The following is a 26404-nucleotide window of genomic DNA, read 5'->3' as shown; positions in this document are numbered from 1 at the left end:
CGAGCGGCGCGGGCCAGCGCCGCTCACTGGGACCGCTGCTCGCCCTCGATCATCGTCAGCAGCGGCCCGAGCGCCGCGTCGACCTGCTGGAGCAGCGCATCGACCTCGGCCGAGCCCAGTGACGGGGGCCGCATGGACTGCTCCAGCGCCTGCGCCAATGGGCGCAGCGACGTCATGCCCAGCGTCCCTGCCACGCTTTGCAGGTCGTGGGCCATGCGGCGGGCGGCCACGTCGTCTCCGGCCTGGCGCGCCGCGCGGAAACGGGCGGCGAAGTCGGCTTCCTTGGCAACGAACCTGCCCAGCGCGCGCAGGTAGAGATCTTCGTGCCCGTCCATGCCACTCAACGCGGCCTGGGTGTCCACCCCCGGCAGTGCGCCGATAGCACTGCGGCTTGCCACCGCCGCCGGGGCGGCCGGGCGCACCCAGCGCGCCAGCGTGGCGAACATGGTCGCGATGTCGATGGGCTTGGCGATGTGGTCGTTCATGCCGGCGGCGAGCGCCTTCTCGCGGTCGCCCACCATGGCGTTGGCGGTCATGGCAATGACTGGCAAGTCCTGCCAGGCCGGGTTGTCGCGCACCCGCCGCGTCGCCTCGAACCCGTCCATCCCGGGCATCTGGCAATCCATCAGCACGGCAGCGAAGTCCTCGCGCTGCAAAGCCTCGAGCGCTTCATAGCCGTCTCGTGCCACCGAGACGACGATGCCCGCTTCGCCAAGCAGCGCCAGCGCCACCTCGCAATTGATCTCGTTGTCCTCCACCAGCAGCAGGTGAGCGCCCCGGAGCTGGCGCTGATGCGCCTGCAGCGCACTCTGCCGGCTGGACGCCCTGGACGTGGCGGCGACCGCCACGCCGAGCGCCCTGCAGCAGGCGTCGAAGAGGGTCGACGGCGTGACCGGCTTGGTCAGCACGCCGGCCACGTCCAGCCGGTTGTCGGCCAGGCGACGCAAGGCCTCGTCGCGGTCGAACGCGGTCAGCATCAACATCGTTGGCACGGTGTCGACGTGGCGGGGCTGGCTCAGCATGGCCCGCAGGCATTCAATGCCGTCCATGCCGGGCATCTGCCAGTCCAGGATGACCAGGCCGTAGGAATCTCCAGCGGCATCGGCAGCGGCGGCCTTGGTCAGGGCTTCGGCACCGCTTGCGGCACTGTCGGCCTGCAAGCCCAGGCGCAGCAGCATGTCGGCAAGCAGGGTGCGCGCCTCGCCGTGGTCGTCCACCACCAGCACGCGCCGGCCGCCCACGCGCCGCGCCAGCGCTTCGGTGGCGGGTGCCTGCACCGCCTGCCCCAGCACGAACGGCAGCGTGAAGTGAAAGCTGCTGCCCTGCCCGGGCACGCTCTGCACGGCCAGGCTGCCGCCCAGCAGGCGCACCAGGGCCCGGCTGATGGCCAGGCCCAGGCCGGTACCGCCGTAACGCCGGCTGGTGGAGGCATCGGCCTGCTCGAAGGGCTGGAACAGCCGCGCCTGCACCTCGGCTGGAATGCCGATGCCGGTGTCGCGCACCTCGAAGCGCACCCACGCCGTCTGGGCCTCGCGACGTTGCAATGCCATCGACAGCGTCACTGCGCCGTGCTCGGTGAACTTCACCGCGTTGTTGCAGAGATTGAGCAGCACCTGGCCCAGACGGGCGGCGTCGCCTTTCAAGCGCTGCGGCAGGTCGTCCGTCTGCACGTACAGCAGCTCGAGCCCCTTCTCCTGAGCCTTCGCAGCGATCAGGTCGGACAGTCCCGACAGCACGTCGCCCAGATCGAACTCGGCCGACTCGACGTTCAGCTTGCCGGCCTCGATCTTCGAGAAATCGAGGATGTCGTTGATGATGGTCAGCAGCGAAAGCGCCGCGCCGTGGACCTTGTTCACGTAGTCGTGTTCGCGCGCCGGCAACGCGCCCCTGAGCGCCAGGCCAGACATGCCGATGATGGCGTTCATGGGCGTGCGGATCTCGTGGCTCATATTGGCCAGGAACAGGCTCTTGGCCTCGTTGGCGGCCTCGGCGGCGTCGCGCGCCACCTGCAGCTCGGCGGTGCGCTGCTGCACCTTCTGCTCCAGTGCCTCCTGGTGCCGCCTAAGCTCCAGATCGCGCTCCCTGAGGGCGTCCATCAGGCCGTTGTAGGCCTGGCCGAGGTGGGCCAATTCGTCGGCGCCCGTGACCGGCACGCGGTGGCTGTAATCCGCATCGCTGCGCACCCGGTCCACCGCCCGCACCAGTGCCGACAGGGGTCGCACGACGGCCCGCTGCAGCGCCACCATCACGCCTAAGGTGGCGGCAATGCCGCCGGCCAGCAGGCAGCCCGCGAATACGACCAGCGCGGAGCGCACCTGGCGTTGCTGCTCCGCCAGGCTCATGGACAGCTCAAGCCTGGCGCCATCGTTGAGCGGCAGCCCGAAGTAGGCCAGCTGGCTTTCGGGCGCAAAGCTCAGCGCCGGCGGCAGCTGCGGCGGCAGCACCGCCAATGGCTCTCTGCCGCTAGCGGTGTAGCGTGCCAGCACGCGCCCGTCGGCAAGGACGATGCGGGCCTGTTCGATTTGCCGGTTGGCGCGCAGTTGGTCCAGGATCTCCTGAGCGCGCACCGAGTCACCAAAGGCAACGGCCGATTCCGTCCCCACGGCGATGAGCTGCGCATGCGCCTCCAGCAGCGTGAGCGCGCGTTGTTCCAGCGTCGAGCGCTGCACCAGATAGAAGGCCGCAGTCGCCGCCGCAAACGACAGCATCGCGCCCGCCACCAGCACGGCCACCAGCCGAGCACGGATGCCACTAGGCCAAGGCCACCTCACCGCAGCCTCCTGAGCACGCCGTTCTCCAGCACGTCGCGGCTGACTTCGAGCAGCTTGGTGGGAATGCCCAGCGACGCGTTGCGCGCCTGGTCGAGATTGACGCCCATTTCCATGCGTTCGCCGGGCAGCAGCCGGATGACGCCGCCTTCGGCCAGGAAGTCGACGGCATTGCCTACCGTGAGCACCGGCTTGTCCTTCAGGCGGGCGAGCACCAAGCGCCGCTGCGCAGGGTTGGCAATGGTGATGAAGACGATGTGGCAGCCGCTCAGCGCCTCCGGCGCCTCAGCCTGTCGGATCTCGAAGGAACGCCCCTGCTCGATGCGCCCCTTGAGCGTGTCGGGCAGGGACTCACCGAGGCGATCCTCGCCCAGCAGGCAGACGGCCCACGGCGAGCGCGCGTTGTCGAAGGCCTGGGCTGGCCAGACGATGTAGCGCGCGAAGTTGCGCAGGAAGGCAGCCTCGACCTTGCTGCGGGCCTCTTCCGCAGGCGGCTGCGCGACGGCTGCACGGGGCAGCTGGGGCAGCATCAGCGCCAGGACCAGCGCCAAGCCCAACGGCAGTCTTGCCGCAGCCAGGCCCATCCTCACAGGACGACCTTGAGCGAAACCAGCACTTCGCGAGGGCGCGAGCGGGTGCTCTGCGACGGCCGGTAATGGGCATCCCCGAGGTTCCTGCCCGTCAGCTCGACGCTCAGGCGCTGACCGGCCGCCGTCCAGGCATAGCCGGCGAGCGCATTCAACAGCACATAGCTCTGGCGCAGGGACGCGGGACTGGCGGGCAGCAGGGTCTGGTTCTTCACAAAGTTGAAGCCGCCGCCAACGTAGGCACCGCCGCCCAACTCGTAGCGCGTCCAGAGGTTGGCCAGATGAGGCGCGCTCATCTGCAGCCGCGCGCCATGCAGGAGGTAGACGTTTTTGTAGTTCGCACGGCCGGCCGCGTCGAGGGTGGCAGGGTCCTGCGCCAGGATCTGCGCATCCTGGCCGCTGAACTCGACGATGCGGGCGTCCATATAGCTGTAGGAAAGGTAGACCTGCCAGTCGCGTATCAGCTGGACGGTGGCGGCGACCTCCAACCCGCGCGAACGCTGCTCGCCGCTTTGCACGTTGGTGATGACGACAGCGCCCTCGGCGTTGGTCGTCGCGAGGTCGTTGACGACCCGGGTGTTGCGCAAGTTGAAGAGGGTGAGCGTGCCCGAGACCCGGCCGTCCATCAGCTCGGCCTTGACGCCCAGGTCGAAACCTCTGCCCTGTGTGGGCTCTGCCGGTGCCGAGCTGCCGTCGGGCCGCAACAGCAGTTGCTGGCCGGGAACGAAGGATTCGGCGTAGGACGCAAAGGTCGAGATCTCGGGCGTGAGCCGGTAGAGGATGCCGTACTGCGGCGTCACCTTGCGCGACGAGAAGTTCTGGGTGGTCAACGCCAGTTTGTCCGTCAACTCAGCACGCGTGGAGGTGCTGCGCAGGCCGGCCAGCACGAGGAGCCGGTCGTCGAAAAAGCCCAGGGTGCTGCCCGCGTACAGCGAGCCGTCGGCGTAGCGTGCGCTGCGGTCGGCCCCGGCGACGGTGAGCGAGGTCAGCGGGATGTTGACCTCCCGATTCCAGGTGGACGGGTCGCGCAGATCCCACAGCGGCAGCGGCGATGCGACCGGGTCGTTGCCCAGGGCCGGGTCGTTGGGCGCCTGGCCCGCATGGCTGTCGAAACGGCGCGACACCCGCTGCGCACCCAGCAGCAGCCGCAAGCTGGCGGCACCGAAGCGGTACTGGCCCACAGCGTCGATGGAGGTGGTTTGGTCGTGGTTGTCATAGACCTGCTGGCGCAAACGGCGCCCCTGCAAGAAGGTGCTGTTGTTGGCCATGCCGAGGTTGCCGGAGAACAGCAGCGCGACGGCGTAAGCCTGGCGCGAGAAGCTGCCGCGCACGTTCCAGTGGTCGTCGAGCTTCAGGTCGGCCCAGGCCGTTGTGCCACGCGCGTCGCTGCGCCGGTAGTCGATGCCGGCCATGCTGTTCCAGCTGTCGGGCAGGCCGGGCACATCCTCGCCATCACGGTTGGGGTCGCCGGGCGTCGGCACCACGCCCCTCTGACGGCCATAGCCGGGCTTTTGCATCACCGGCGGCGACTCTCGCTTTTGAAAGCTCTCGTAGCGGACCGACAGGCTGAAGCGGTCGCTGGGCTTCCACAGCAGCGACGGCGCAATCGTGCTGGCATGCGCGTCATAGGGGTCCCAGTAATGCATGTCCTGGTCATGGTCGGCCGTCACCCGAAAAAACAGCGTGCTCGACAGCGGGCCCGTCAGATCGACCTGCGCGCGGTGCTGGCCGTAGGAGCCGTAGCTCACGTCCGCCCAAGCGGCAAAGCGCGGCTGCGGGCTCTTGGTGATGACGTTGACGATGCCGCCGGGCGCGACCTGCCCATACAAAAACGAGGACGGGCCCTTGACGACCTCGACTCGGGAAACGTTCACCATGCCCATGACGGACGGGCCGTTATGCCCGTCACGCAGGACCTGAGGAGCGCCCGCCACCTGGCTCACCGCAAAGCCACGGATGGCGACGTTGGCGTCGCCCTCGTTGAAATCGTTGCTGCGGTAGGTGACGCCCGGCGAATAGCGGGCCACGTCAAACAGCGTCACGGGCCTTTGGTCGGCAATGAAGACCTCGGTGAACGCCTGGATGGCGAACGGCAGCTCCCGGATAGGCGCATCGAAGCGCGAGCCCGACACCGTGTTGGACGCTCGGTAGCCGCGGTCGAGATGGGCGGCCACGTCGAAGGGCGAGAGCCTCACCTTGACCAGCTCGGTGATGTCCATGTCGCCGACATCCTGGGCTGCCTGCGCAGCGCCGGTCAGCACAACCCCTGCGCAAGCCATGGCGGCCGTTCGCGCAAGGCCTGCGCCACGCCGCTGCGGCGGCGCTGCACGCTCCAGCAACCGACGATGCATCGCCGCCCCTCCCAATGCCAAGACCCGCAGTCTAGGGCGCAACCGGTTCGGGCAGTCAGCAAGTTGGTCGGTGCTTGCGATAGCTCAAGCCCCGGGCTTCGATGGGCGCCCCGACCCGGCTCCGTGACAATCCGCGCATGCGGTCACCCGCTCCTGACCTGGGTAGCCGGAGGCAGCGGCCTGATCGGCCGCGAGCGGCTTGCGCTGGCGCAAACGGGCGCGGCCATGCAGCTGCTGGAATCCACTGCCGTGCAGACCCTCGGAGCGCCCTCATGAAAATCACCTTCCTCGGCGCTGCCGACAGCGTCACCGGCTCGCCCGTCCACGGCGAACCGGCAGCGGCCGACGCGCTGCGCTGCCGCATCCAGGACGAACTGGGCCTGAGCGTGCGCGTGCCGCAGCACGGCGAGACCTTCGATTGCTGATGGACGGGTTGAGCCAGGCCTTCGGCGTCTCTGCCGAACTGATCATCGGCCTGGCCGCAGCCCTCGGCAGCGGCCTGCTGATCGGGCTGGAACGCGAGCGCAGCAAGCGCCGCGGGCCGCATCGCGAGCCGGCCGGCCTGCGCACCTTCACGCTGGCCGCCCTGACCGGCGCGCTGTGCCAGGCCTTGCAGGCCCCCGGCCTGCTGGCGGTGGGCGCACTGGCCATCACGGCGCTGGCGGCCAGCGCACATCTGCGCAGCCTTGACCGCGATCCCGGGCTGACAACCGAGATCGCGCTGCTCGTCACCTACCTGATCGGCGCGCTGTGCGTGACGGCGCCGCTGCTGGGCTCGCCCGCCGCCGTCGTGCTGACCGCGCTGCTGGCCGCGCGCACCCGGCTGCACCGCTTTGCCACCCAGGTGCTGCGCGAGGAAGAGCTGCACGACGGCCTGCTGCTGGGCGCGCTGGCGCTGGTGGTGCTGCCGCTGATGCCCCAGCAGCCCCTGCCCTGGCTGGCCGGCATGAAGGCGCATTCGCTGCTCGGGTTGATGCTGCTGATGCTGGTGCTGCAGGCGGCAGGCCATGTCGCGCTGCGGCTGGCCGGGCCGCAGGCGGGGCTGGCGTTGTCGGGGCTGCTGTCGGGCCTGGTGTCCAGCACGGCCACCATCGCGGCCATGGGCGCCCGCGCGCGCAGCGAGCCCGGCCTGGCGCTGGCCTGCGCGGCGGGCGCCGTGCTGTCCACCTGCGCGACCTGGCTGCTGGCCCAGGCCATGCTGTTCGCCATGGCCCCTGAGGCCGCCCTGGCGGCGCTGCCGGTCTGCCTGCTGGGCATGGCCTTGTGCGGCGGCATGGGCTGGGTGCTGGCGCGGCGCTCCCGGCGCGTCGAGCAGGCCGGCAGCGCAGCCTCCAGCCAAAGACGCGGGCCGCTGCGGCTGCGCGAGGCGCTGCTGCTGTCGCTGATGCTCAGCGCCGTGGCCGTGGCGGTGAGCTGGGCGCGCGAACACTTCGGCAGCAGCGGGCTCTACGGCGCCGTCGCCCTCACGGCGCTGGCCGACGTGCATGCACCCATCGCCTCGCTGGCCGGCCTGCAGGCCGCCGGCAGCATCGGCACCGGCCAGGCCGTGCTGGGCCTGCTGCTGGCCTTCGCCTGCAACAGCGGCACGCGCGCCATCACGGCCGTCGCGGCCGGTGGCTGGGGCTTTGCGCGCTTCATCATCCCGGCGCTGGCGCTGCCGCTGCTGCTGGGCGCCGGCCTGGTGGCGCTGCTGCACGGAACGGGCGCATGACGGCGCGCATCAGCCTTGCGCCCGTCGAGGTCGGCTGCTTCGACCCTGCGGCGTCGGCCCGGGCGCAGCATGTCTTCGTGGCAGGCAACGGCCTGCCGGGCCGCTGGCAGGGGCGCGACGGCTTCGTCGTGCTGGAGACCCGCTTCGGCCTGGGCCACAACTTCCTCGCGACCTGGCAGGCCTGGCGGCAAGACCCGGCACGTTGCGAGCGGCTGATGTTCGTCAGCCTGGAAGCGCAGCCGCCGCACCGCGACGATCTGGCAGCGACCCACGCCGGCAGTGAGGTGGCCGACCTGGCAGCGCAGCTCGCCGAGCGCTGGCCGCCGCTGACGACCGGCCTGCACACGCTGAGCTTCGAGGGCGGCCGCGTCGAGCTGCTGCTGGGCCTGGGCGACACCCGCGCGCTGCTGCGCGAGCTGGTGCTGGCGGCCGATGCGATCTGTCTCGACGGCCGACAGCGCTGGGACAGGTATCTGTCCAAGAGCCTCGCCCGGCTCGCTGCGCCGGGCGCCACGGTCGCCAGCGAGAGCGTCGACCCCGAGCTGGGCGACGGACTGCGCGCGGCAGGTTTCGAGGTCGAGCGCAGGGCCGACATGAGCATGGCGCGCTTCCTGCCGCGCCACACGCTGCAGCGTCCGGCTGGCCGTGAACCGGTGGCGCCCGGCGCGAAACGTGCCGTCATCCTCGGCGCGGGGCTGGCGGGCGCGGCCTGTGCGCTGGCCTTGTCGCGGGCGGGCGTGGCGTGCACCGTGGTCGACCGCCTGCCCGGCCCGGCCCAGGCCAGCTCGGGCAACCCGGCCGGCCTGTTTCACGGCACGGTCAACCCCGACGACGGCCCCCACGCCCGCTTCAACCGCGCGGCGGCGCTGGCCACGCAGAGCCTGCTGGCCGAGCTGGGCCTGCCGCATCAACGCGGCCTGCTGCGGCTGGAGACGCGCCTGGCGCTGGCACAGATGCAGGGCGCGCCGGGCTATGTGCAGGCCTTGTCGGCCGACGAAGCGTCGGCGCTCGCCGGCACGGCGCTGGGCTACCCCGCCTGGTTCTACCCCGGTGGCGGCGCGCTCGACCCGGCCGCCTACACGCGAGCCATGCTGGCCGCGAGCGGCGCCGATCTGTGGCTGCACACGCCCGTCGCCGCACTGCGCGAGGCGGCCGGTGGCTGGCAGTTGCTCGATGCCGGCGGCCAGGTCATCGCCGAAGCGCCTCTCGTCGTGCTGGCCGACGGCCATGCGCAGCTGCCGCTACTGGGCGACCTGGCCGACGACCTCACGGTGCAGCGCGGCCAGCTCTCGCATCTGGCCGACGCGCCCTGGCAGCCTGCCCTGCCGGTGGCCGGCGACGGCTATGCCATTGCCGATGGCCACGGCGGCGCCTGGTGCGGCGCGACGGCGCAGGACGGCGACACCGACGCCGCGCTGCGCGAGGCCGACCAGGCCGACAACCTGGCGCGGTATGCCCGCCTCGCCGGCGTGAGCCCGCCGCCGCCGTCGCCCCTGGCCGGCCGCGTGGCCTGGCGCCTCGTCGCGGCGGACCGCCTGCCTCTCATTGGCGCCCTCGCGGCGGCGGGGCCGCTGGCCGCACAACTGCGCCTGCAGCCGCGCCGCGCGGGCCTGATCGTCAGCACCGCCTTTGGTTCGCGCGGCATCGGCTGGGCGGCGCTGGGCGGGCGCCTGGTGGCCGCTCTGGCCCTGGGCTCGCCAAGGCCGTTGGAGGCCGAACTGCTGGACGCCGTCGACCCGCTGCGCTTCGCTTTGCGGCGGCAGCGCAAGCCCGGTCGGTGAGCCCGGCGTTCATCCAACTATTGCCGCTTTGCCCCCTACATCGCGCTTACCGCCCGCAGGGGCTGGTAGCACACTGCGCTGTTGCCGGGAACGACCGGCTTTCTCAATATTGATGGAGACGACGGCATGTTCGGTTCAGGCAGCGGTTCACAACGACTCAAGGTGTCGCTGGGCTTAGTGCTCGGTGTGGTGACCGTGGGCATCGGCGTGGCGCTCTCCGGCCTGGGCGACAACGCCGGGTCAGCGAAGACATGGCTGATCGCCAGTCTGGTCATCACCTGGTTGGTCAGCCTGTTCGCGATGCTGACGACCAGCAGCGGCAAGGGCTCGGCCCTGCATGCGGCCACCGAAGCGGCCGAGGCGCTGGCCCGCTTCGACCTCACCCATCCCATCCCTGCCGGTGGCTCCGACGACGTCGGCCGCCTGTTGACGGCGCTGGAAGGCACGCAGCGTTCACTGCAGAAGCTCATCGGCGAAGTGCGCGGCGCGGCCGACAGCATCGGCACCGCCAGCGCCGAGATCGCCACCGGCAACCTGGACCTGAGCCAACGCACCGAGCAGACCGCCAGCAACCTGCAGAACGCTGCCTCGTCGATGGCCGAGCTGACCGGCACCGTCAAGCAAACGGCCGACGCCGCCATGACGGCCAACCAGCTCGCCAGCTCGGCCGCTGCGGTGGCCCAGCGCGGCGGCGAAGCGGTGTCCCAGGTCGTTGCGACCATGGATCAGATCAGCCACAGCTCGCGCAAGATCAACGAGATCATCGGCACCATCGACGGCATCGCCTTCCAGACCAACATCCTGGCCCTGAACGCTGCGGTGGAAGCCGCGCGAGCCGGTGAGCAAGGGCGCGGCTTCGCCGTCGTGGCCGGCGAAGTTCGGCTGCTGGCCCAGCGCAGCGCCGAAGCCGCCAAGGAGATCAAGAGCCTGATCAGCGCCAGCGTCGAGCGCGTCGATTCCGGCACGCAGCAGGTGCAGGCGGCAGGCGCGACGATGACCGAGATCGTCGCCAGCGTGCAGCGCGTGACCGACATCATTGGCGAGATCAGCGCCGCCGCCCGCGAGCAGAGCGAAGGCATCGGTGTGGTTAACGGCTCGGTCGTTCAGCTTGACCAGATGACACAGCAGAACGCCGCGCTGGTGGAGGAATCCGCCGCCGCCGCCGAGAGCCTGCGCGAGCAGTCGACGCGCATGGCCGAGGTCATCAGCGTGTTCAAGCTCAGCAACGCGGCCCCGCGTTCCCCCGCACCGGCCCGGGCGCCCGCGCACAAGCCGATGGTCGGCAAGCCGAGCAACTTCTCCAAGCCTGTCGGCAGCGCGTCCAGTGCGCCAAGGCCGGCGGCCAAGGCCGCTCCGCGCCCTGCCGTCAAAGCCTCGACGCCTGCCGCGCCTTCGCCCCGCACTGCTCCGGCGGCCGCACCGGCGCCGGACGGCGATTGGGAAACGTTCTAAGCCAGCAGCGCCAGTTCAATCTTCAGCAGGGGCGCCATCTGGCGCCCCTTTTGATTTGTAGCTCGCCTTGCGGCCACGAGCGGGGTACCAGACCTCGCGCTCCACCCACAGCCGCAACTGGCCTGCGCGGTCGTTGCGCTGCTCGCCCAGCCAGGCGAGCGCGACGTCGTCGAGCACATAGACCACACCGCGCTGCTCGCACAAGGCCTCGGGCCAGCGACGGCGCAGCGACACGCCCGGCATGGGCGCGCCCAGCGCGGTGGCGAGGTCATCCAGCGCCAGCCAGCGTTGGTGCAGGAGCTCGTCGTCCTCGACGCGGATGCGGTGGCCCTTGAATTGGTAGAAGCGGCCTTGCACCGGCCGGAAAGCCAGCATCCGCAGATTGCGCCAGAGCGTGGCGATCAACGCCATCAGGTCCGGCGCCAGCGCCTGCCCGAGCGCACGCAACGCAATGAGCAGGCCCACCAGCAGGCCAACCTTGCCGCCAAGCATCCACCAGCTCAGTGCGACGAACACGCCGCCCAGCGACAGCTTCAGCAGCACGCTGCGCCACCAATGGTGCCGCTCATGCGACGCGGCATCGAAGCCGAAGGGGCGGCGCGACATGCCGTGCGGGCTCAGAACGTCAGCGTCTTCACGCCATCTGCACCGCCGAGCAGGCAGACCTGGGCCTTGTGGCGAGCGAACACGCCGACCGTGACAACACCGGGCCACTGGCTGACTTCGGCCTCGAAGGCCAGCGGGTCGGTGATGGCAAGACCTGTCACGTCGAGGAGGTGACCGCCGTTGTCGGTGACGACGCCGGCACGCAGCCTGGCCTCACCGCCCAGCTTGGCGAAGCGGCGCGTCAGTTGCGCCGCAGCCATCGGGATGATCTCGACCGGCAGCGGGAACTTGCCCAGCACGGGCACGAGCTTGGAGGCATCGGCGATGCAGACGAAGCGCTCGGCCAGGTCGGCAACGATCTTCTCGCGCGTCAGCGCGGCGCCGCCGCCCTTGATCATGAAGCCGTTGGCGTCGATCTCGTCGGCACCGTCGATGTAGACGGTCAGGCCCGTCACCTCGGCGGCGTCAAGCACCTTGATGCCGTGCGTTTGCAGGCGCTGGGTGGAGCGCTCCGAGCTGGAGACGGCCCCGGCGACGGCGATACCGCTGGTGGCCAGTGCGTCGATGAAGCAGTCCACCGTGGAGCCGGTGCCGACACCGACGATCTCGCCGGGTGTGACGTAGTCGAGCGCTGCGCGACCGACGAGTTGTTTGAGCTGGTCTTGGTTCATGGCCGCGATTTTGCCGGGACAGGTGGCTCGCGCCACCCGTCCCGTCCGGCTACTTCAGAACGACGCGCTTCGTCGCCGAGTCGGTCGCCACCTGGCGCTGGGTATCCCAGGCCGTGAAGCGGTACTCGACGACGTCGCCCTTCTTCAGCCCGCCTGCCGTGTAGCGGCTGGTCGTGCCGTCCTGGCGCAGGCGCACGCTGCGGGCGTCGCCGCTGTTGACCGTGTAGTGCACATCCACCCAGCCCGACGCCGTGGCGCTGAAGTCCAGCGTGGTGGCGCTGGCCTGAGCCGCATCACCGCTGGCAGGCGCCGCTGCGGCCTTGGCGACGGTCACCTGCGGAACGCCAGCGACGCCGGAGTCCCAGACGATGTCGTCGAAAGCAAGCTGGAACTGGGAGTTCGGCAAGGCACCGTCAACGCTGAAGAACTGGAACAGGTCCAGCATGGACTGAAGCGCGATCAGCGGCCCGGCGATCTCGGCCACCGGGATGGTGGCCGTGCCCCATTCACCGTTGCGCACCACACCGTAGGCCGTCGTGTTGGCCGGGAAGGTGACCGAGCTCTGGTTGGTGTAGGTGTCGTAGATGCCGATCTTGAAGGCGACGTTGGCGGGCGCCTTGATCTTCAGCTTGATGTTGCCGTTGCGGAAGCCGCTCATGTCGTGCACCTGGCGCGACTGGATGCTGCCGCCGAACCATTGCCCCGGCGCGAAGTACTTGAAGGCCAGCACACCCGAGCCCTCGTAGGGCGCGGTGTTGCCGCTCGTCATGGAGCCCTGGTTCCAGACGTAGATATCGGACGACACCCCCGGCACCTGCTTGTTGTTGACCGACGTGTTGTCGGTGAAGACACCGAACTTGCCGACCTCAGGCGTGATACCGATGCCCAGTTTCACCTCGCCCTTGCCGTCCAGCTCGTAGACGCGCACGTAGTCCACATAGGCCGTGCCGGGCAGCGGCGCGGTGATCTGCGCGGGCGTGGCGGCAGGGGTGAAGTTGCCACCGACGGCCAGGTTCAGCAGCAGGTAGAACGGCTCCTGCAGCGCGGGCGAGCCGACCGTGGAGATGGGCGCCTTGTACATGTCCAGCTCGCGGCCGTTGTCGACCAGACTGAAGCGGATCTGCGTGTCCGTCCAGTAGAGCCGGTAGGTGACGAAGCGGTTGGCCAGCGAGCGCGACGGCGTGACCCAGTTCTTGGTCTGCCAGGCGGTGGACGCGGCGCAGCTCTCGTTGCCGGGCACGCAGGCGGCGTCGGCGAAGGTGATGACGTTGGACCCGACGAACTGCTCCGGGGAGATTGCCGGCAGCCCGGCGGGTTGGCGGCCGCCCTGCTCCATGATGTCGATCTCGCCCTTGCGCGGCCAGGCCTGCGGGCTGGTGCCCAGCATCCACGCCGCCGGCCACAGGCCCACGCCGACCTTGGGGCTGGCCATGCGCACCTCGACCATGCCGTACTTCACTTGCACCTTGCCGGACGTGTCGAGCTTGCCGGAGGTGAACTGGTTGCTGCCGACGACCTCGCGCTTCGCCGTGATGGCCAGCGCGCGCGTGCCGGGCTCGAAGGGCACGTTGGCGATGCTGAGGTTGTTGGGGCTGTAGTACTGCAGCTCCTGGTTGCCGTAGCCGCACAGGCCGATCTGGCAGCCGTTGCCGGTGGTGGCGGTCCAGAGTGTGGTGTCCAGGCTGGCGCCGTTGAACTCTTCGGACCAGAGCAGCTTGCCGATGACGGGGCTGGTGACGCTGGCCGACGCGGCAGCGCTGGCGGCCAGCAGCAGGCCGGCCACGATGTGTTGACGGGTCATGGCGTTCATCCTTGTTGGCTGGACTTGCGGCGGGCGACGGCGGCGAGCAGCAGGCCGCCGGCGAACATCAGGCCGTAAGTGGAGGGCTCGGGCACGGCGCTCAGCACCGTGATGCGGGCGGCGGGCTGGCCGATGAAGGCGGAGTTCATCGCCGTCCAGACGCCGTCGGGCGAGTAGGCCCAGGCTGTGGCCACGGCGGGAGAGTCGATGCCACTCTGCCATTGGCCGTCAAAGCCGGCGTCGGGCACGGCGGCCAGCCAGTAGCTGCCGGCAGCAAGCGACCAGCCGGCGGGCGTCAGCAGCGTGTTGGCGACCGGGTTGGCGAGGTGGGTGCTGTAGAGCCAGCTCGCGCCGGTGGGCACGGCGCCCTGCCGCGACAGGATGCCGAGCGTGACGCCGGCCGTGCCCTCAAACCGCTCGATGGAGGTCAGGATGGACTGGATGGACGTGGCGGTGGTGATGTCGAAGGGAATCGCGACGTCCTGGCCCTGGAACAGCGGCGTCGTCCAGCCGAGAACCTCGTTGCCAGGCGCGTAGGAATCGAACACGACGGTCTGCGCGCCGGCGTGCTCGGCGAGGCCGCACAGCAGCAGCGAGGCGGCGATCTTGGAGAGGGTGTGGATCTGCATGGTGGGTCTCGGTTGGGCTCAGGCGCGGCGGCGGCGGGCGATGGCGGCAACGACGCCCAAGCCGGCGATCAGCAGCGCGTAGGTCTCGGGCTCGGGCACGGCGGCGACGTTGAGCGAGAACTGCAGGTCGTCGATGACGATGGCGCTGGGGCGGTTGTCCAGCAAGGGGCCGAGTGCCGTGCCGATCTCGATGAAGAGCGCCGTCGTGCCGACGGGAATGGCGGCGGCCTGGAAGCTGATCTGCGTCCAGATGCTGATGTTGATCAGCTGCTGGAAGTTGCCTTGGAGGGCATTCGAGATGATGCCGTTGGCGCCCATGTAGCGCACCGTGGCGAAGGCGTTGCCGGTGGTGCTGGCGTCGCCCTTGGCCCAGAAGCTCAACATCGGCGTGTCGCCCACATTGGCAGCACCCAGCGCGGGCATGTTGCCGTGGCCGACCGAGTCCTGCAGCGCGATGGACGCATCGAAAGGCTTGGAGCTCAGCAGCAGCGCGAAGCTGCCGGAGTGGGCATCGCTGGACAATGTCGCGGGGCTGGCGGTGGCGGCTGTCAGCCAGCCGGCGGCGACCATGCCGGGGGTGCCCGGGGTCTCGAAGCCGCCGTTGGCAAAGCCGTTGACGGTGGCAGCATTGGCGGCGCCGGCGAGCAGGACTGCGGCGGCCGCTGCGGATTTCTTGAAATTGAGCATGTCGTCTCCTTGGTTCTTGGATACGGGATTCATCCCGTGCGAGGCGACGACGTACTGCTGCCGACCGCCGAAAGTGAAAGCGCTTTCTGAAAGCGCTTTCAGCAAACGGCGCGACAGTAGTTGCCTTGCTGAAGGCTGTCAATGTGGCGTGCCCTGCCCCTAGGGGAAGCAGGGGGGCCGGCAGCTCAGGTCGGGTAGAACTTGCCGTGAAAGCCGTAGGGCACGGCGTAAGGCAGCCAGGCACGGGTGAGCGGCCCGCCAGCTAAATGCAGCGCGTCAAACACGCTCAGGAAACTGCGTCGGCGCTTGACGTCATAGCCCATGCCGACCAGCCAGCCCTCGCCTTCCTTCGTGTTGCCGGGCTTCGGGACCATCACATGCTCCTCCACGACCACGTCGTTGCCGAAGCTGAAGCGCTCGCGGGCGCCGCTCTCGATGTCCAGTCGCATCAGGCCGTTGAAGCCCCAGCGCCCGCCGGTGTCGACGCTGGTGGGATACCAGACAAAGCGGTGCCGGTGGGCGACGACGCGCGGGTCGACGACCGGGAACTCGACCGCCTCGCTGCGCGCGGTGACGCTGAGGCGCCCGGTCTGCAGGTCGATCTCCAGCACGCGCGGCGTGGCGTCGGCGCGCGTCGGGCGTTCGCCGCGCATCATCTGCTCGGCCGCTGCGTTGAACTCGGGCAGCGGCACGCCCTGCACATAGTCCACCCGCAGCAGGCGGCCGTCGTCCCAGGCGTTGCCGAAGTGGAAGACATGGGCAGCCGGCATCTCGAAGACGCGGTGCTTGCTGAAGTCGCCCTTGTCGATGACGAGCACGCGCGTGGGCTGGCTCGCGCCCCAGCGCATCGCCTCCAGCGTGGACTGGCCGGCCCGCACAGCCGCCCAGTCCATCGTGATGGGTGCGAGCAGGAAGACGAGGTGGCGCTGCGACACAGCGAAGTCATGCAGCATGGCCGGCGCCTGCACGTCCAGCACGGCGTGGCGGCGCACCTGGCCGTCAGCGCCGATCTGGTAGACCGCCAGCCGCCCGTTGGCGCTGCCGAAGTTCCACACCGTGCCGTCGGGCTCCACCTTGGGGTGGGCGGAGAACGGCATGCCGCGCAGCTCGTCAGACCAGGCCTTGACGCCACGCGTGGCCAGCGTGGCCGGGTCCAGTTCGTAGGCGCTGCCGCCTTCCCACAAGGCGTAGAGCGAGTTGCCTTGCAGCAGCACGCTGGTGTTGGCGACGTTGACGCTGTCCGGCCCGCGCACCGGGCGCTCGGCTTTGATGGCGGTACCAAAGGCGGGCAACAGGAAGCGGCCGGCTTCCTGCTCGGCACGGAACTTCTCGGTCTGCACGAAGCGGGCGCGGTGGCTGGCGCGGCCGTCCTGCAGGGTCCACGCCTGCAACAGGCCATCGCCGTCGAACCAGTGCCGATAGCGCTTGCCGGCGCGCTGCATCAGGCCGGGGCCGTTGCGGAAGTAGCGGCCGCTTAAGCCGGCGGGGAGGCGGCCTTCGATGGCGACGTCTGCGGCGTCCAGCGCCTCGCCGCTCAAGCCCCGCAGTGGTGCCAGTTCCGGCGCGTCGGCGGCAAAGCCCGGCAGGCCGAGCGCCATCAGTTCAGGGCTGAGGCCGCCGGCCAGCAGCGCCGTCAGCAGGGAGCGGCGGGAGGTCCTCATGCCGGCCGTCCTCAGTTCAGCCGGACCTTGAGCGGTGCGCCGGCCGTTGGCGTCACCGCGGCTTGCTCGAACTGGGGCGGACCGAAGCTGCCCGCCGCGTTGTTGGAGAAACCGTAGGGCTCGGTCGGGATGCCCATGGGGTTCATGTCCAGCTTGCCGTTGCCGTTGGCGTCCTGGTAGAGGCTCAGGGCCAGCCGACCTTCGGGCAGGTTCTTCAGCACGACCGTCACCTTGCCGCCGACCGCTGCATCGAGCGCGAACCGCTGGCCGGAGGCCGCGTTGTTCAGCCATTGGCCGGCTTCGGTGTAGATGCCCACCAACAGCGCGGCGCCGGCCGTGCGGCTGGCATCCAGGCCCTCGACTTCAAGGGTGATGTCGGCTGCCTGGCTGCTCAGCGGCAGCAGGGCGGACAGGGCGGCAGTGAGCAGAGCCTTCTTCATCGCGGTCTCCAGGTTCAGCAGTGGGAATGGCTGAATTCTGGAAACCGGCCCGCCACGGCGCGAGCGCGCTGCGACAGGTGGCGTCTGGCCGGCGTGAACGGCGGCCCGGCGCCGTCAGCCGCGGCGCTTGCGCACGGCGGCGGCCAGTTCGCGCAGCAAGGGCTCGGTCTGGGCCCAGCCCAGGCAGGCGTCGGTGATGGACACGCCGGGTTTCAGGTCGGCCCTGGTCTGGCCTTCGGCCAGGTCTTGCCGGCCCGGCTGCAGATGGCTTTCGATCATGACGCCGGTGATGCGCGTGTCGCCACCGCCGATCTGGCCCGCCACGTCCTGGCCCACTTCGATCTGGCGCTCGTACTTCTTGCTGGAGTTGGCGTGCGAGAAGTCGACCATGACCTGCTCGCGCAGGCCCGAGGTCTTCAGCGCGGCGCAGGCTGCGCTGACCGAAGCCGCGTCGTAGTTCGGCGCCTTGCCGCCGCGCAGGATGACGTGGCAGTCCTCGTTGCCGCGTGTCTCGAAGATGGCGGCCGTGCCCATCTTGGTCATGCCCATGAAGGCATGCGGCGAGCTGGCGGCGAGTACGGCGTCACTGGCGACCTTGATGCCGCCGTCCGTGCCGTTCTTGAAGCCGACAGGGCAGGAGAGGCCCGACGCCAGCTGGCGGTGGCTCTGGCTCTCGGTCGTGCGCGCGCCGATGGCGCCCCAGGCGATGAGGTCGGAGATGTACTGCGGCGACAGCAGGTCCAGGAACTCGGTGCCCGCCGGCAGGCCCAGCGCATTCACATCCAGCAGCAGCTGGCGGGCCAGGCGCAGGCCTTCGTTCATGTGGAAGCTGCCGTCCAGGCGTGGGTCGTTGATATAGCCCTTCCATCCGACCGTGGTGCGCGGCTTCTCGAAGTAGACGCGCATGACGACGAGCAGGTCCGCGCTCAGTTCCTCACGCGCGGCTTTCAGCAGGTGCGCGTAGGCCATCGCCTGGTCGTGGTCGTGGATGGAGCAGGGGCCGACGATGACGAGCAGCCGGTCATCGCGGCCATGCAGCACGTCGCTGATCTCCTGGCGCGCCTTCTCGACGAGCTCCAGCGTCGCGTCAGGGATGGGCAGCTCTTCCAGCAGCAGCGCCGGGCTGATCAGCGCGCGGACGGCGCCGATGCGGGTGTCGTCGGTGCGCGTCGTGTCGCAGGTTTCGTCGCGAGAGCCGGCTTCACGGTCGTGGCGGGGGTTGTCGAGGGGTTTCATGATGCAGGGTTCCCGGAAACAACTAACGATTGTCACCGCTTCAACGCAGAAGGGGCTTCGACGGCGGGGAGTCGCCCTCCGACGCGACCCTAAGATCTCGCGCCGATTCTTTAGAACAAAGGGAGAGAACAGATGATGAACAAGCTCGGCCGACTGGCGTCGGCGACTGCGCTGGCTGCGGCCCTGGCGTCCTGCGGGGGTGGAGGCGGCAGTGGCGGTACCACACAGAATGGCGGCGGCAGCACTAACTCGGGTTCCACGAACAATCCGGCCGGCGCATGGCTCAGCTTCTCGCCCGCAACGGTGGACATGGACGTGTTTTCCAACATGTCGACGTGGTTCAGCGTGACGGCCACGTCCGCCAAGACCATCAGCGATCCGATCAACGTCGCCATCATCGACAGCAAAGGCGTGATTACGGCCAAGGGCACCACAGTCACCGCGCAGTCGTCATTGAGGTATTCGGCGTCAATGAACACCGACCCGGCGCTGGCGCCGGGGGTCCACACCGGCAGCTTCGAAGTTCGCCTGTGCTACGACACCCCCTTGACCTGCGCCCGTCCGGTGGATGGCTCGCCCTGGCAGCTGCCCTACACAATCCGTGTCATCGACCCCGCCGCGCAAAGCTACCAAAGCTGGGAGGTTGCGCAGACCACACCCGGTTTTCTAGACAACTTCGCACTGAGCTACCAATCGGGCAAACCCATCGTCGTCACTGCGGGCTTCTACACGCACGTCATGGAAACCTGGACCTCTGCGGACATCGGCAGCACGTGGACAAAGGTCACGACTCCCGCCGCGCCGGCGCCGCTGGCGCGCAGTTTCGCCCTTGCCAGCGACGACACCGCCGTCTACTTGAGCGGCGGCCAGGGCCTGCCGACATCCGGACCGGCGACGCCCAACGGCCAGTACGCCAGCGGCGTCTGGAAGTTCGACTGTGCCAACTGGAAGCTCCGCACCGCCACGGCTGCGTATGCCGGCCGGGAGAACCACGTGATGGTCAAGGTGGGCGCCAGCCTGTTCGTCGCCGGGGGGAGCAACGCCGGCGGCATCCTGCGCGACCTCTGGCGCTCGAACGACGATGGTGCCACCTGGTCTAAGGTCGTCGACACGCTGCCTGCGGCCCTCGGAAATCCGACCTGCGGCCTGAACTGGCAGGGTTCGCTGCTGCTGGCGGGGGATGCCGTGGCGACCTCCCCGGACGGCGTCAACTGGACGGTCCACGGTGGCTATCCGGCCGGCTTTCCCAAAGGCAGCGTTCAATGCGCGGTCATGGGCGGCCGACTGTTCCTGGTTGCACCGCTCTTCCACACCGACTTCATGGCCGCCGGGGCTGGCAACGACGGCATGCACGGCAGCACGGTGTCGAGCGCGGATCTGCGGGCCTGGAAAGCCGAACGCGCGCCGGGTCAGAACCTGAACAACAGCGCGCCGGGCATGGCGGCGGTCAGCGGTCGGTTGGTGGTCAGCGGTGGCCAGGGCACCTCGCAGCGGACCGTATTCCGCACGGTCCCCTGAGGCTTGGCGGCCCGCGATGGACCGCTCACTCAACGCTCGGCCGGATGAAGGCCGCGGCGCACACGGCCAGCGCCGACAGCGCGAAGCCTGCCATCGCCAAGGGCGCAAGCCGCTCGCCCAACAGCACGAAGCCCATCAACGCCGACACGCCCGGAATCAGGAAGAACAGCCGCGCCACCTGCCCCGCCTGGCCGCGGCGGATCATGATGAACATCAGGCTGAAGGCGCCGATGGAGTTGACCAGGCCCAGCCACAGCCAGGAGCCGATCAGCTCGGGCGCCCAGTCGATGGCGAAGCCTTCGGTCGGCCCTGCCACGGCGGCCACAGCCAGCGCCGACACCGCCATCTGGATGCCGGCGCCGCTGCGCAGGTCCATGTGGGCGCAGAAGCGCTTCTGGTACAGCGTGCCGGCGACCAGGCCGAGTAGGCCCAGGCCTGCGACGGCATAGGCCGTCCAGGCGCCGCCCAAGGGCTTGTCGGCAATGACCAGCGCGACGCCGGCCAGGCCGCCGAGCAAGCCCAGCATCTGTCGGCCGTTCAACTGCTCGGCCAGCCACAAGTGCGCGCCCAGCGCCGTTGCCAGCGGCATCAGCCCGATCAGCAGGCCGGCCACACCGGCGCTCAGCCCGGCGCGCAGCGCGAAGTAGATGCATGAGAAGTGCAGCATCTGCATCAGCAAGCCGACGACGGCCAGATGCACCCAGCCCCGCGCGCGCTGCGGCCAGGGCGCGCCGGTGGCCACGGCGACTGCGAGCAACACGACGGCGGCGAGGCCGAAGCGCAGCGTCAGCAGCGTCAACGGCCCGGTGTGCGGCAAGGCGATCTTGCCGGCCACGTAGCCGCTGCTCCACAGCAGAATGAAGAGCAGCGGCAGGCTGGACGCCGCGACGGCGGACAGCAGTTGAGCCGACAGGCTGGGCCGGAAGGACCGGGTCATGCAGGGCGACAAGGTGGTGGACATGGCGACTCCGTTGAAAAGACGGGCTCGACTCTAGAAATCAACGAATGAGGACACAATCCAGCACGAAGTCGATTCAGAGTTTCCAAACGGAGCACAGTCATCATGGGCCGCCTTGAAGACCTGCAAGCCTTTGCCCGCGTCGTCGATGCGCGCGGCTTCTCCGGCGCCGCGCGGCTGCTGGGCACCACCAAGTCGGCCGTCAGCAAACAGGTCGTGCGGCTGGAAGACCAGCTCGGCACACGGCTGCTGCATCGCACGACGCGCAGCGTCAGCCCGACCGCCGAGGGCCACACCGTCTACGACCGCGCGCTGCGGCTGCTGGACGACGCCCTGGCGTTGGAGACTGAACTGGCCGGCCGCCGTGACGAGCCGCGCGGCGTGCTGCGGCTGTCCACGTCCACCGCCTTCGGCAACCTGCAGTTCACCGCGCTGATGACCGAGTTCTGCGCCCGCCATCCACAGATCGACGTCGTGCTGGGTCTGAACGACCGCTATGTCGACCTGGCGGAGGAAGGCTTTGACGTGGTGCTGCGGCTGACGCACAAGCCCTCGGACGGCTTGGTGGCGCGGCGGCTGGCGGCCATCCGTTTCGTGCTGTGTGCGGCGCCGGCCTATCTCCAGGCCCAAGGCGAGCCGCTGACGGTGGCAGACATCGCCGGCCACCGCTGCCTGCGCTTCGGCTATCTGCAGTCGCCCGACCGCTGGCGATTCCTGCACGCCGAACTGGGCGAGGCCGAAGTGGAGACGCGCGGCGCGCTGCGCTTCGAGAGCGGGTTGACGGCCAACAGCAGCGAGTCCCTGCGCGTCGCGGCGCTGGCCGGCATGGGCTTGGCCGTGCTGCCGACCTATGCCATCGGCGCCGACCTGCGCGCCGGGCGCCTGCAAGCCGTGCTGCCCGGCTGGCAGCCCGTCGGCGGGCTGGCGGACGCAGACACGCTGTACGCCGTTTATTTGTCCAACCGTCACCCGGCGCCCAAGGTGCGCGCGCTGATCGACTTCATGCTGGAGAAGATGGGCGACGTGCCGCCCTGGGACAGAGACTGACAAAATCGTGGGCTATGCCGTTGATTCCCTACGCCCTCACCCGCCCCTTCCTCTTCGGCCTCGACGCCGAACACGCCCACGAACTGACGCTGGGCAGCATCGCCAAGTTGCAAAACACGCCCGCGCAACTGTTGTGGTGCGGCGAGCGCGTCAGCGACCCGGTGACCATCGCCGGCCTGCGCTTCCCCAACCGCATCGGCCTGGCCGCCGGCCTGGACAAGAACGGCCGCTGCATCGACGGCCTGGGCGCCATGGGCTTCGGTTTCATCGAGGTGGGCACCGTGACGCCCAAAGGCCAGCCCGGCAACGACAAGCCCCGCATGTTCCGCCTGCCCGAGGCCAACGCGCTGATCAACCGATTGGGCTTCAACAATGAGGGCCTGCAAAGCTTCATCGCTAACGTGCAGCGCGCGCACAGCTTCCGCAAGGCCGGCGGCATCCTCGGTCTGAACATCGGCAAGAACGCGGCGACGCCCATCGAGAACGCGGCCGACGACTACCTGCTCGGGCTGGAGCGCGTGTTCCCGCACGCCGACTACATCACCGTCAACATCTCCAGCCCCAACACCAAGAACCTGCGTGCGCTACAGAGCGACGAGGCGCTGGACGCGCTGCTGTCACGCCTGCAGGAGCGCAAGCTGCAGTTGCAAAGCCAGACCGGCCGCAAGGTGCCGATGTTCGTCAAGATCGCGCCCGACCTGGAAGAAGCGCAGGTCGCCGTCATCGCCCAGACGCTGACGGCCAACGACATCGACGGCGTCATCGCGACCAACACGACGATTGCGCGCGACAAGGTGCAAGGCATGCAGCACGCTGGCGAAATGGGCGGCCTGTCCGGCGCGCCTGTCTTCGAGGCCAGCAACCGTGTCATCCGCCTGCTGCGTGCCGCACTGCCGGCCGGCTATCCCGTCATCGGCGTGGGCGGCGTGCTAAGCGGCGCCGATGCACGCGCCAAGATCGAAGCGGGCGCCGATCTTGTGCAGGTCTACACCGGCCTTATCTACAAAGGTCCGGCCCTCGTCAGCGACTGCGCGAGAGCCCTCGCTCAACGCTGAAACCAACGCCATGCGCCTCGCCGTTCTTGCTCTGAGTGCTGCACTGCTCGCCGGCTGCGCAACGCCGACCCGCGATGCACGGCTGCAACCGGGCGTGAGCCGGGAAGCCGAGGTCGTCGCACTCTATGGCCAGGCCCGGCGCGTCTGGCCGGAGGCCGACGGCGGTCGCACGCTGGAATATTCGACCCAACCCATGGGTCAGCACTGCTACATGGTCCGCCTCGCGGCCGACGGCCGCTTGGCGAGCATCGAAGACGGCCTTTCAGCTGCCAGCCGCTCCCGCATCGAGCCGGGCATGACGCCGGAGCAGGTCAGCCGCATTCTGGGCGTCGAACGCAGCCGGGTTTTCTTCCGCCTCAGCGGCGAAGACGTATGGGACTGGACCGTCGAGCCCGACCAGATCGGCTACGGCCTGCGCTTCAACGTCCACTTCAAGGACGGCATCGTCGTGCGCACGACGCAGAGCATGGTCTTCCCAAGCCGCTTTCCAGGCTTGGACGACTGAGCCGCACGAAAAAACGCCCCGGTGCTTTTGGGCACCGGGGCGAATCTGAGACACTCTTTAGCGAGATCCGAAGACCCCGCAGATCCGTCAGGATCAGTCGTTGCGACGACGACGCGAAGCGACGAAGCCAACGATGCCCAGGCCAGCGGCCAGCATCGCGTACGTTTCGGGTTCCGGCACTGCTGCAGCCATGGCAGCGGAAGTCAAAGTAAAGCTTCCGGTGCCGTTAGACAGGACTTCGTAGTAATAGCTGCCGGTGCCCACACTGAACATCAGGTTGGAAAGCGACGAAGCGGGAGCACCAAAACCCCAGCCACCGATGAAGGAATCGTCTGCCGCGCTGTAAAGGCCGACGCTGCCTTTAACTTTAGAAGACGAAAAGGTTGCCGTCAGATCAGACGCTTGGGACAGCGTAAAAAAGTAATCGCTGGCGACCAAACCGGACACATCCGAAAACGCGACCTTGTAGTCACCGTGGGCTCCGCCATCGAAGGTGGTGAACGAGGCGGCTTGAGCACCGGTAGCGCTCAAAGCGGCGAAGGCGGCGACAACCGCGAGGGACTTGAATTTCATGGATTAACTCCTTAGACCAACAAAAAGATGGGCGACGGAGTTATTGTGCACTGCAACCTAAGTTTGAGAAGTACTCCACGCCCCAAGTGCTAGGGGGCTCCCCCCTGAATAGGTAGGTGCTTGTAAATAGTAGTAACCCTCAGGGGAAATTCGCACTTGGCTGACACGGATTTTCACCAAATTGGTGCAAGGAAATTCAAATCTGGGGTCAGCTTCACGCAACACTCAATCGAAGAACCTTCAGAAGTCCCTCGACAGCTTTGCCTTTGCGGGCCCGTTTACCGGCATGAGCGGCAAGTGATTGATTTTTCAGCACTTCCTCGCGCGGCTTGCCGCCACGGCCGCTGCCTTCGACACGCAATTGCTGCGTGAAGCACGCCACCGACACGATGATGTCCTTGGGCTCAAGATCCATCAGCGTCAGGCCTTTACCGCCCTTCGGCTGATGCTTGAGTTCGTCGAGCGGGAAGGTCAACAGCCGCCCTTGGGCGCTCAGCACACCGAGCTGCAAAGCAACGGCATCGTTCGGCACCACAGCCAGCAGCGGCGTTTCACCCTCATCCAGCGCAAGGAAGGTTTTGCCTGCCTTCTGGCGGCCAACGAGATCGCCGACTTGGGCGATCAGGCCGTAACCGGTGCTGCCGGCCATGACGAGCCGCTGGGCCGAGGCAGCGGCAACATAGTGGGCGATCTGCGTGCCGCTTTCCAGCTCGATCAGTGTTGTGATGGGCTGGCCATCGCCGCGACCGCCGGGCAAGACGGCGACGGGAACCGAGTAGACCCGGCCGTTGCTGCCGATGACGATCAGCGGATCGACGCTGCGGCAGCGGAAATGCCCCCACAGCGCATCGCCAGCCTTGAAGGTCTGCGCAGCGACGTCGATCTCGTGGCCCTTGAGCGCTCTCACCCAGCCCTTCTGGCTGACGATGACGGTGACGGGCTCGTCGACGACCTTGACCTCGGCGGTGACGCGCTTCTCGGCCTGGATCAGCGTGCGGCGGTCGTCACCGAACTGCTTGGCGTCGGCCTCGATCTCCTTGATGACCGTGCGGCGCAGGGCGGTGGCGGAGCCGAGGATGTCTTCCAGCTTGGCGCGCTCGTCGCGCAGCTTAGCCAGCTCCTGCTCGATCTTGATCGCCTCCAGCCGCGCGAGTTGGCGCAGGCGAATTTCGAGGATGTCTTCGGCCTGACGATCGCTGAGCTTGAAGTGGGCGATCAGCGCGGCCTTGGGCTCGTCCGACTCGCGAATGAGGCGGATAACCTCGTCAATGTTCAGCAGCACCAGCTGCCGACCCTCCAGCACATGGATGCGGTCGTTGACGTGGGCGAGCCGGTGCTCGGTGCGGCGGCGCACCGTCGTCTGGCGGAAGCCCACCCACTCGACCAGCACCTCGCGCAGGCTCTTCTGCGTCGGCCGGCCGTCGGCGCCGATCATCGTCATGTTGACGGACGCACTGGTCTCCAGGCTGGTGTGGGCCAGCAGCGTGTTGATCAAGTCCTGCTGTTCGACGGTGCGGCTCTTGGGCTCGAAAACGATGCGCACGGCCGCGTCCTTGCTGGACTCGTCGCGCACGCCGTCCAGCACGGCCAGCAGGCCGGCCTTGAGCTGCATCTGCTCGGCGCTCAGCGTCTTCTTGCCCGCCTTGACCTTGGGGTTGGACAGCTCCTCGATCTCTTCCAGCACCTTCTGCGCGCTGGTGCCGTGGGGCAACTCAGTGACGACGAGCTGCCACTGGCCGCGGGCCAGGTCCTCGATCTTCCAGCGGGCGCGCACCTTCAGGCTGCCGCGGCCCGACAGGTAGGCGGCACGGATGTCCTCGGACGCGCTGATGAGCTGGCCACCGCCCGGGAAGTCGGGGCCGGGGATCAGGTCGAACAGTGCGTCGTCGGACAGCTTGTCGTCCTTCAGCAACGCAACGGCCGCCGCAGCGACTTCACGCAGGTTGTGGCTCGGGATCTCCGTCGCCAGACCGACAGCGATGCCGCTCGCGCCATTCAGCAGCACAAACGGCAGTCGCGCCGGCAGCTCGATGGGCTCCTGGGTCGTGCCGTCGTAGTTGGCGCGGAAGTCCACCGTGCCTTCGTCGATCTCGTCCATCACCAGGCGGGCGATGGGTGCCAGGCGCGCTTCCGTGTAGCGCATCGCCGCGGCACCGTCGCCGTCGCGGCTGCCGAAGTTGCCGTGGCCGTCGATCAGCGGGTAGCGCAGCGAGAAGTCCTGCGCCATTCGCACCAGCGCGTCGTAGACCGACTGGTCGCCGTGCGGGTGATACTTTTTCAATACTTCGCCAACCGCCGACGCGCACTTTTCGCGGCGACGGTCGGGCGTCATGCTCTGGTCAAACATCGCATACAAAATGCGGCGGT

General features: G+C 68.6%; 22 protein-coding genes. 8 read left to right on the top strand and 14 right to left on the bottom strand.

Going from position 1 to position 26404, the window contains the following annotated elements:
• Positions 1–23 precede the first annotated feature (23 nt).
• Genes ABIS05_RS16685 through ABIS05_RS16675 form a run of 3 tightly spaced genes read right to left on the bottom strand, consistent with a single transcriptional unit; the run spans position 24 to position 5574 of the window.
• Positions 24–2771, bottom strand: a complete 2748-nt coding sequence (locus tag ABIS05_RS16685) for a response regulator (protein ID WP_348013926.1) — start codon at positions 2769–2771, stop codon at positions 24–26.
• Positions 2768–3352 carry a YfiR family protein gene (locus ABIS05_RS16680; RefSeq protein ID WP_348013942.1) on the bottom strand — a complete coding sequence of 195 codons (585 nt, stop codon included), beginning with the start codon at positions 3350–3352 and terminating at the stop codon, positions 2768–2770. Before ABIS05_RS16680 ends, ABIS05_RS16685 begins: the two co-directional genes overlap by 4 nt.
• A 2-nt stretch (positions 3353–3354) precedes the next feature.
• The gene (locus ABIS05_RS16675) at positions 3355–5574 is read right to left on the bottom strand and encodes a TonB-dependent receptor (RefSeq protein ID WP_348013925.1); all 2220 of its coding nucleotides are present in this window, start codon (positions 5572–5574) and stop codon (positions 3355–3357) included.
• A 404-nt stretch (positions 5575–5978) separates the two neighbouring features.
• Between ABIS05_RS16675 and ABIS05_RS16670 the strand changes: the two genes are divergently transcribed.
• From ABIS05_RS16670 to ABIS05_RS16655, 4 genes are all read left to right on the top strand, one after another.
• Positions 5979–6131 (top strand): MBL fold metallo-hydrolase RNA specificity domain-containing protein, encoded by a 153-nt coding sequence (locus tag ABIS05_RS16670; protein ID WP_348013924.1) that lies wholly within the window; start codon positions 5979–5981, stop codon positions 6129–6131.
• Positions 6131–7417 carry a DUF4010 domain-containing protein gene (locus tag ABIS05_RS16665; protein WP_348013923.1) on the top strand — a complete coding sequence of 429 codons (1287 nt, stop codon included), beginning with the start codon at positions 6131–6133 and terminating at the stop codon, positions 7415–7417. The genes ABIS05_RS16670 and ABIS05_RS16665 overlap by 1 nt, the downstream gene beginning before the upstream one ends.
• The gene (gene mnmC, locus ABIS05_RS16660) at positions 7414–9198 is read left to right on the top strand and encodes an FAD-dependent 5-carboxymethylaminomethyl-2-thiouridine(34) oxidoreductase MnmC (RefSeq protein WP_348013922.1); all 1785 of its coding nucleotides are present in this window, start codon (positions 7414–7416) and stop codon (positions 9196–9198) included. The genes ABIS05_RS16665 and mnmC overlap by 4 nt, the downstream gene beginning before the upstream one ends.
• Positions 9199–9324: 126 nt before the next feature.
• Entirely contained in the window at positions 9325–10650 is a 1326-nt protein-coding gene (locus ABIS05_RS16655) for a methyl-accepting chemotaxis protein (RefSeq protein WP_407074902.1), read from the top strand.
• Between the two features lie 15 nt (positions 10651–10665).
• Here the strand turns inward: ABIS05_RS16655 and ABIS05_RS16650 are convergent, their stop codons facing one another.
• The 8 genes from ABIS05_RS16650 to ABIS05_RS16615 all read right to left on the bottom strand — a co-directional run bounded on the left by ABIS05_RS16650 (position 10666) and on the right by ABIS05_RS16615 (position 18381).
• Entirely contained in the window at positions 10666–11256 is a 591-nt protein-coding gene (locus ABIS05_RS16650; RefSeq protein WP_348013921.1) for a hypothetical protein, read from the bottom strand.
• Between the two features lie 11 nt (positions 11257–11267).
• Positions 11268–11927, bottom strand: coding sequence for a ribose-5-phosphate isomerase RpiA (gene rpiA, locus ABIS05_RS16645; RefSeq protein ID WP_348013920.1), 660 nt, complete (start codon positions 11925–11927; stop codon positions 11268–11270).
• Between the two features lie 49 nt (positions 11928–11976).
• On the bottom strand, positions 11977–13728 hold the full coding sequence (locus ABIS05_RS16640; RefSeq protein WP_348013919.1) for a glycoside hydrolase family 16 protein: 1752 nt from the start codon (positions 13726–13728) through the stop codon (positions 11977–11979).
• 5 nt (positions 13729–13733) lie between these two features.
• Complete coding sequence (locus tag ABIS05_RS16635; protein WP_348013918.1) at positions 13734–14357, bottom strand: PEP-CTERM sorting domain-containing protein; 624 nt, start codon at positions 14355–14357, stop codon at positions 13734–13736.
• Positions 14358–14375: 18 nt separating this feature from the next.
• The gene (locus ABIS05_RS16630) at positions 14376–15044 is read right to left on the bottom strand and encodes a PEP-CTERM sorting domain-containing protein (protein ID WP_348013917.1); all 669 of its coding nucleotides are present in this window, start codon (positions 15042–15044) and stop codon (positions 14376–14378) included.
• Between the two features lie 185 nt (positions 15045–15229).
• Positions 15230–16705, bottom strand: coding sequence for a carotenoid oxygenase family protein (locus ABIS05_RS16625; RefSeq protein WP_348013916.1), 1476 nt, complete (start codon positions 16703–16705; stop codon positions 15230–15232).
• A gap of 11 nt (positions 16706–16716) precedes the next feature.
• Complete coding sequence (locus ABIS05_RS16620) at positions 16717–17145, bottom strand: DUF2141 domain-containing protein (protein WP_348013915.1); 429 nt, start codon at positions 17143–17145, stop codon at positions 16717–16719.
• A 114-nt stretch (positions 17146–17259) separates the two neighbouring features.
• The gene (locus ABIS05_RS16615; RefSeq protein WP_348013914.1) at positions 17260–18381 is read right to left on the bottom strand and encodes a 3-deoxy-7-phosphoheptulonate synthase; all 1122 of its coding nucleotides are present in this window, start codon (positions 18379–18381) and stop codon (positions 17260–17262) included.
• A 132-nt stretch (positions 18382–18513) separates the two neighbouring features.
• On the opposite strand from ABIS05_RS16615, the gene ABIS05_RS16610 reads away from it, so the two are divergent.
• A complete protein-coding gene (locus ABIS05_RS16610; RefSeq protein ID WP_348013913.1) occupies positions 18514–19899 on the top strand; it encodes a hypothetical protein in 1386 nt (461 codons plus the stop codon).
• 25 nt (positions 19900–19924) lie between these two features.
• Here ABIS05_RS16610 and ABIS05_RS16605 read toward each other — a convergent pair whose 3' ends face one another.
• The gene (locus ABIS05_RS16605; protein WP_348013912.1) at positions 19925–20860 is read right to left on the bottom strand and encodes a DMT family transporter; all 936 of its coding nucleotides are present in this window, start codon (positions 20858–20860) and stop codon (positions 19925–19927) included.
• Between the two features lie 102 nt (positions 20861–20962).
• Here ABIS05_RS16605 and ABIS05_RS16600 point away from each other — a divergent pair, with 102 nt between their 5' ends.
• Genes ABIS05_RS16600 through ABIS05_RS16590 form a run of 3 tightly spaced genes read left to right on the top strand, consistent with a single transcriptional unit; the run spans position 20963 to position 23464 of the window.
• Positions 20963–21904, top strand: a complete 942-nt coding sequence (locus ABIS05_RS16600) for a LysR family transcriptional regulator (RefSeq protein WP_348013911.1) — start codon at positions 20963–20965, stop codon at positions 21902–21904.
• A gap of 14 nt (positions 21905–21918) precedes the next feature.
• Positions 21919–22959: a quinone-dependent dihydroorotate dehydrogenase gene (locus ABIS05_RS16595; RefSeq protein WP_348013910.1), complete on the top strand. Its 1041-nt coding sequence runs from the start codon at positions 21919–21921 to the stop codon at positions 22957–22959.
• 10 nt (positions 22960–22969) lie between these two features.
• A complete protein-coding gene (locus ABIS05_RS16590) occupies positions 22970–23464 on the top strand; it encodes an outer membrane protein assembly factor BamE (protein ID WP_348013909.1) in 495 nt (164 codons plus the stop codon).
• 93 nt (positions 23465–23557) lie between these two features.
• Here the strand turns inward: ABIS05_RS16590 and ABIS05_RS16585 are convergent, their stop codons facing one another.
• Entirely contained in the window at positions 23558–24037 is a 480-nt protein-coding gene (locus tag ABIS05_RS16585; protein WP_348013908.1) for a PEP-CTERM sorting domain-containing protein, read from the bottom strand.
• A 214-nt stretch (positions 24038–24251) separates the two neighbouring features.
• Positions 24252–26404 (bottom strand): DNA topoisomerase IV subunit A (gene parC, locus ABIS05_RS16580; protein ID WP_348013907.1); only part of this gene is annotated, 2153 nt, incomplete at its 5' end.

The sequence above is a fragment of the Roseateles sp. genome (assembly GCF_039929605.1).
Classification (GTDB): domain Bacteria; phylum Pseudomonadota; class Gammaproteobacteria; order Burkholderiales; family Burkholderiaceae_C; genus Pelomonas.
This window is presented reverse-complemented; position numbering and strand designations above follow the sequence as displayed.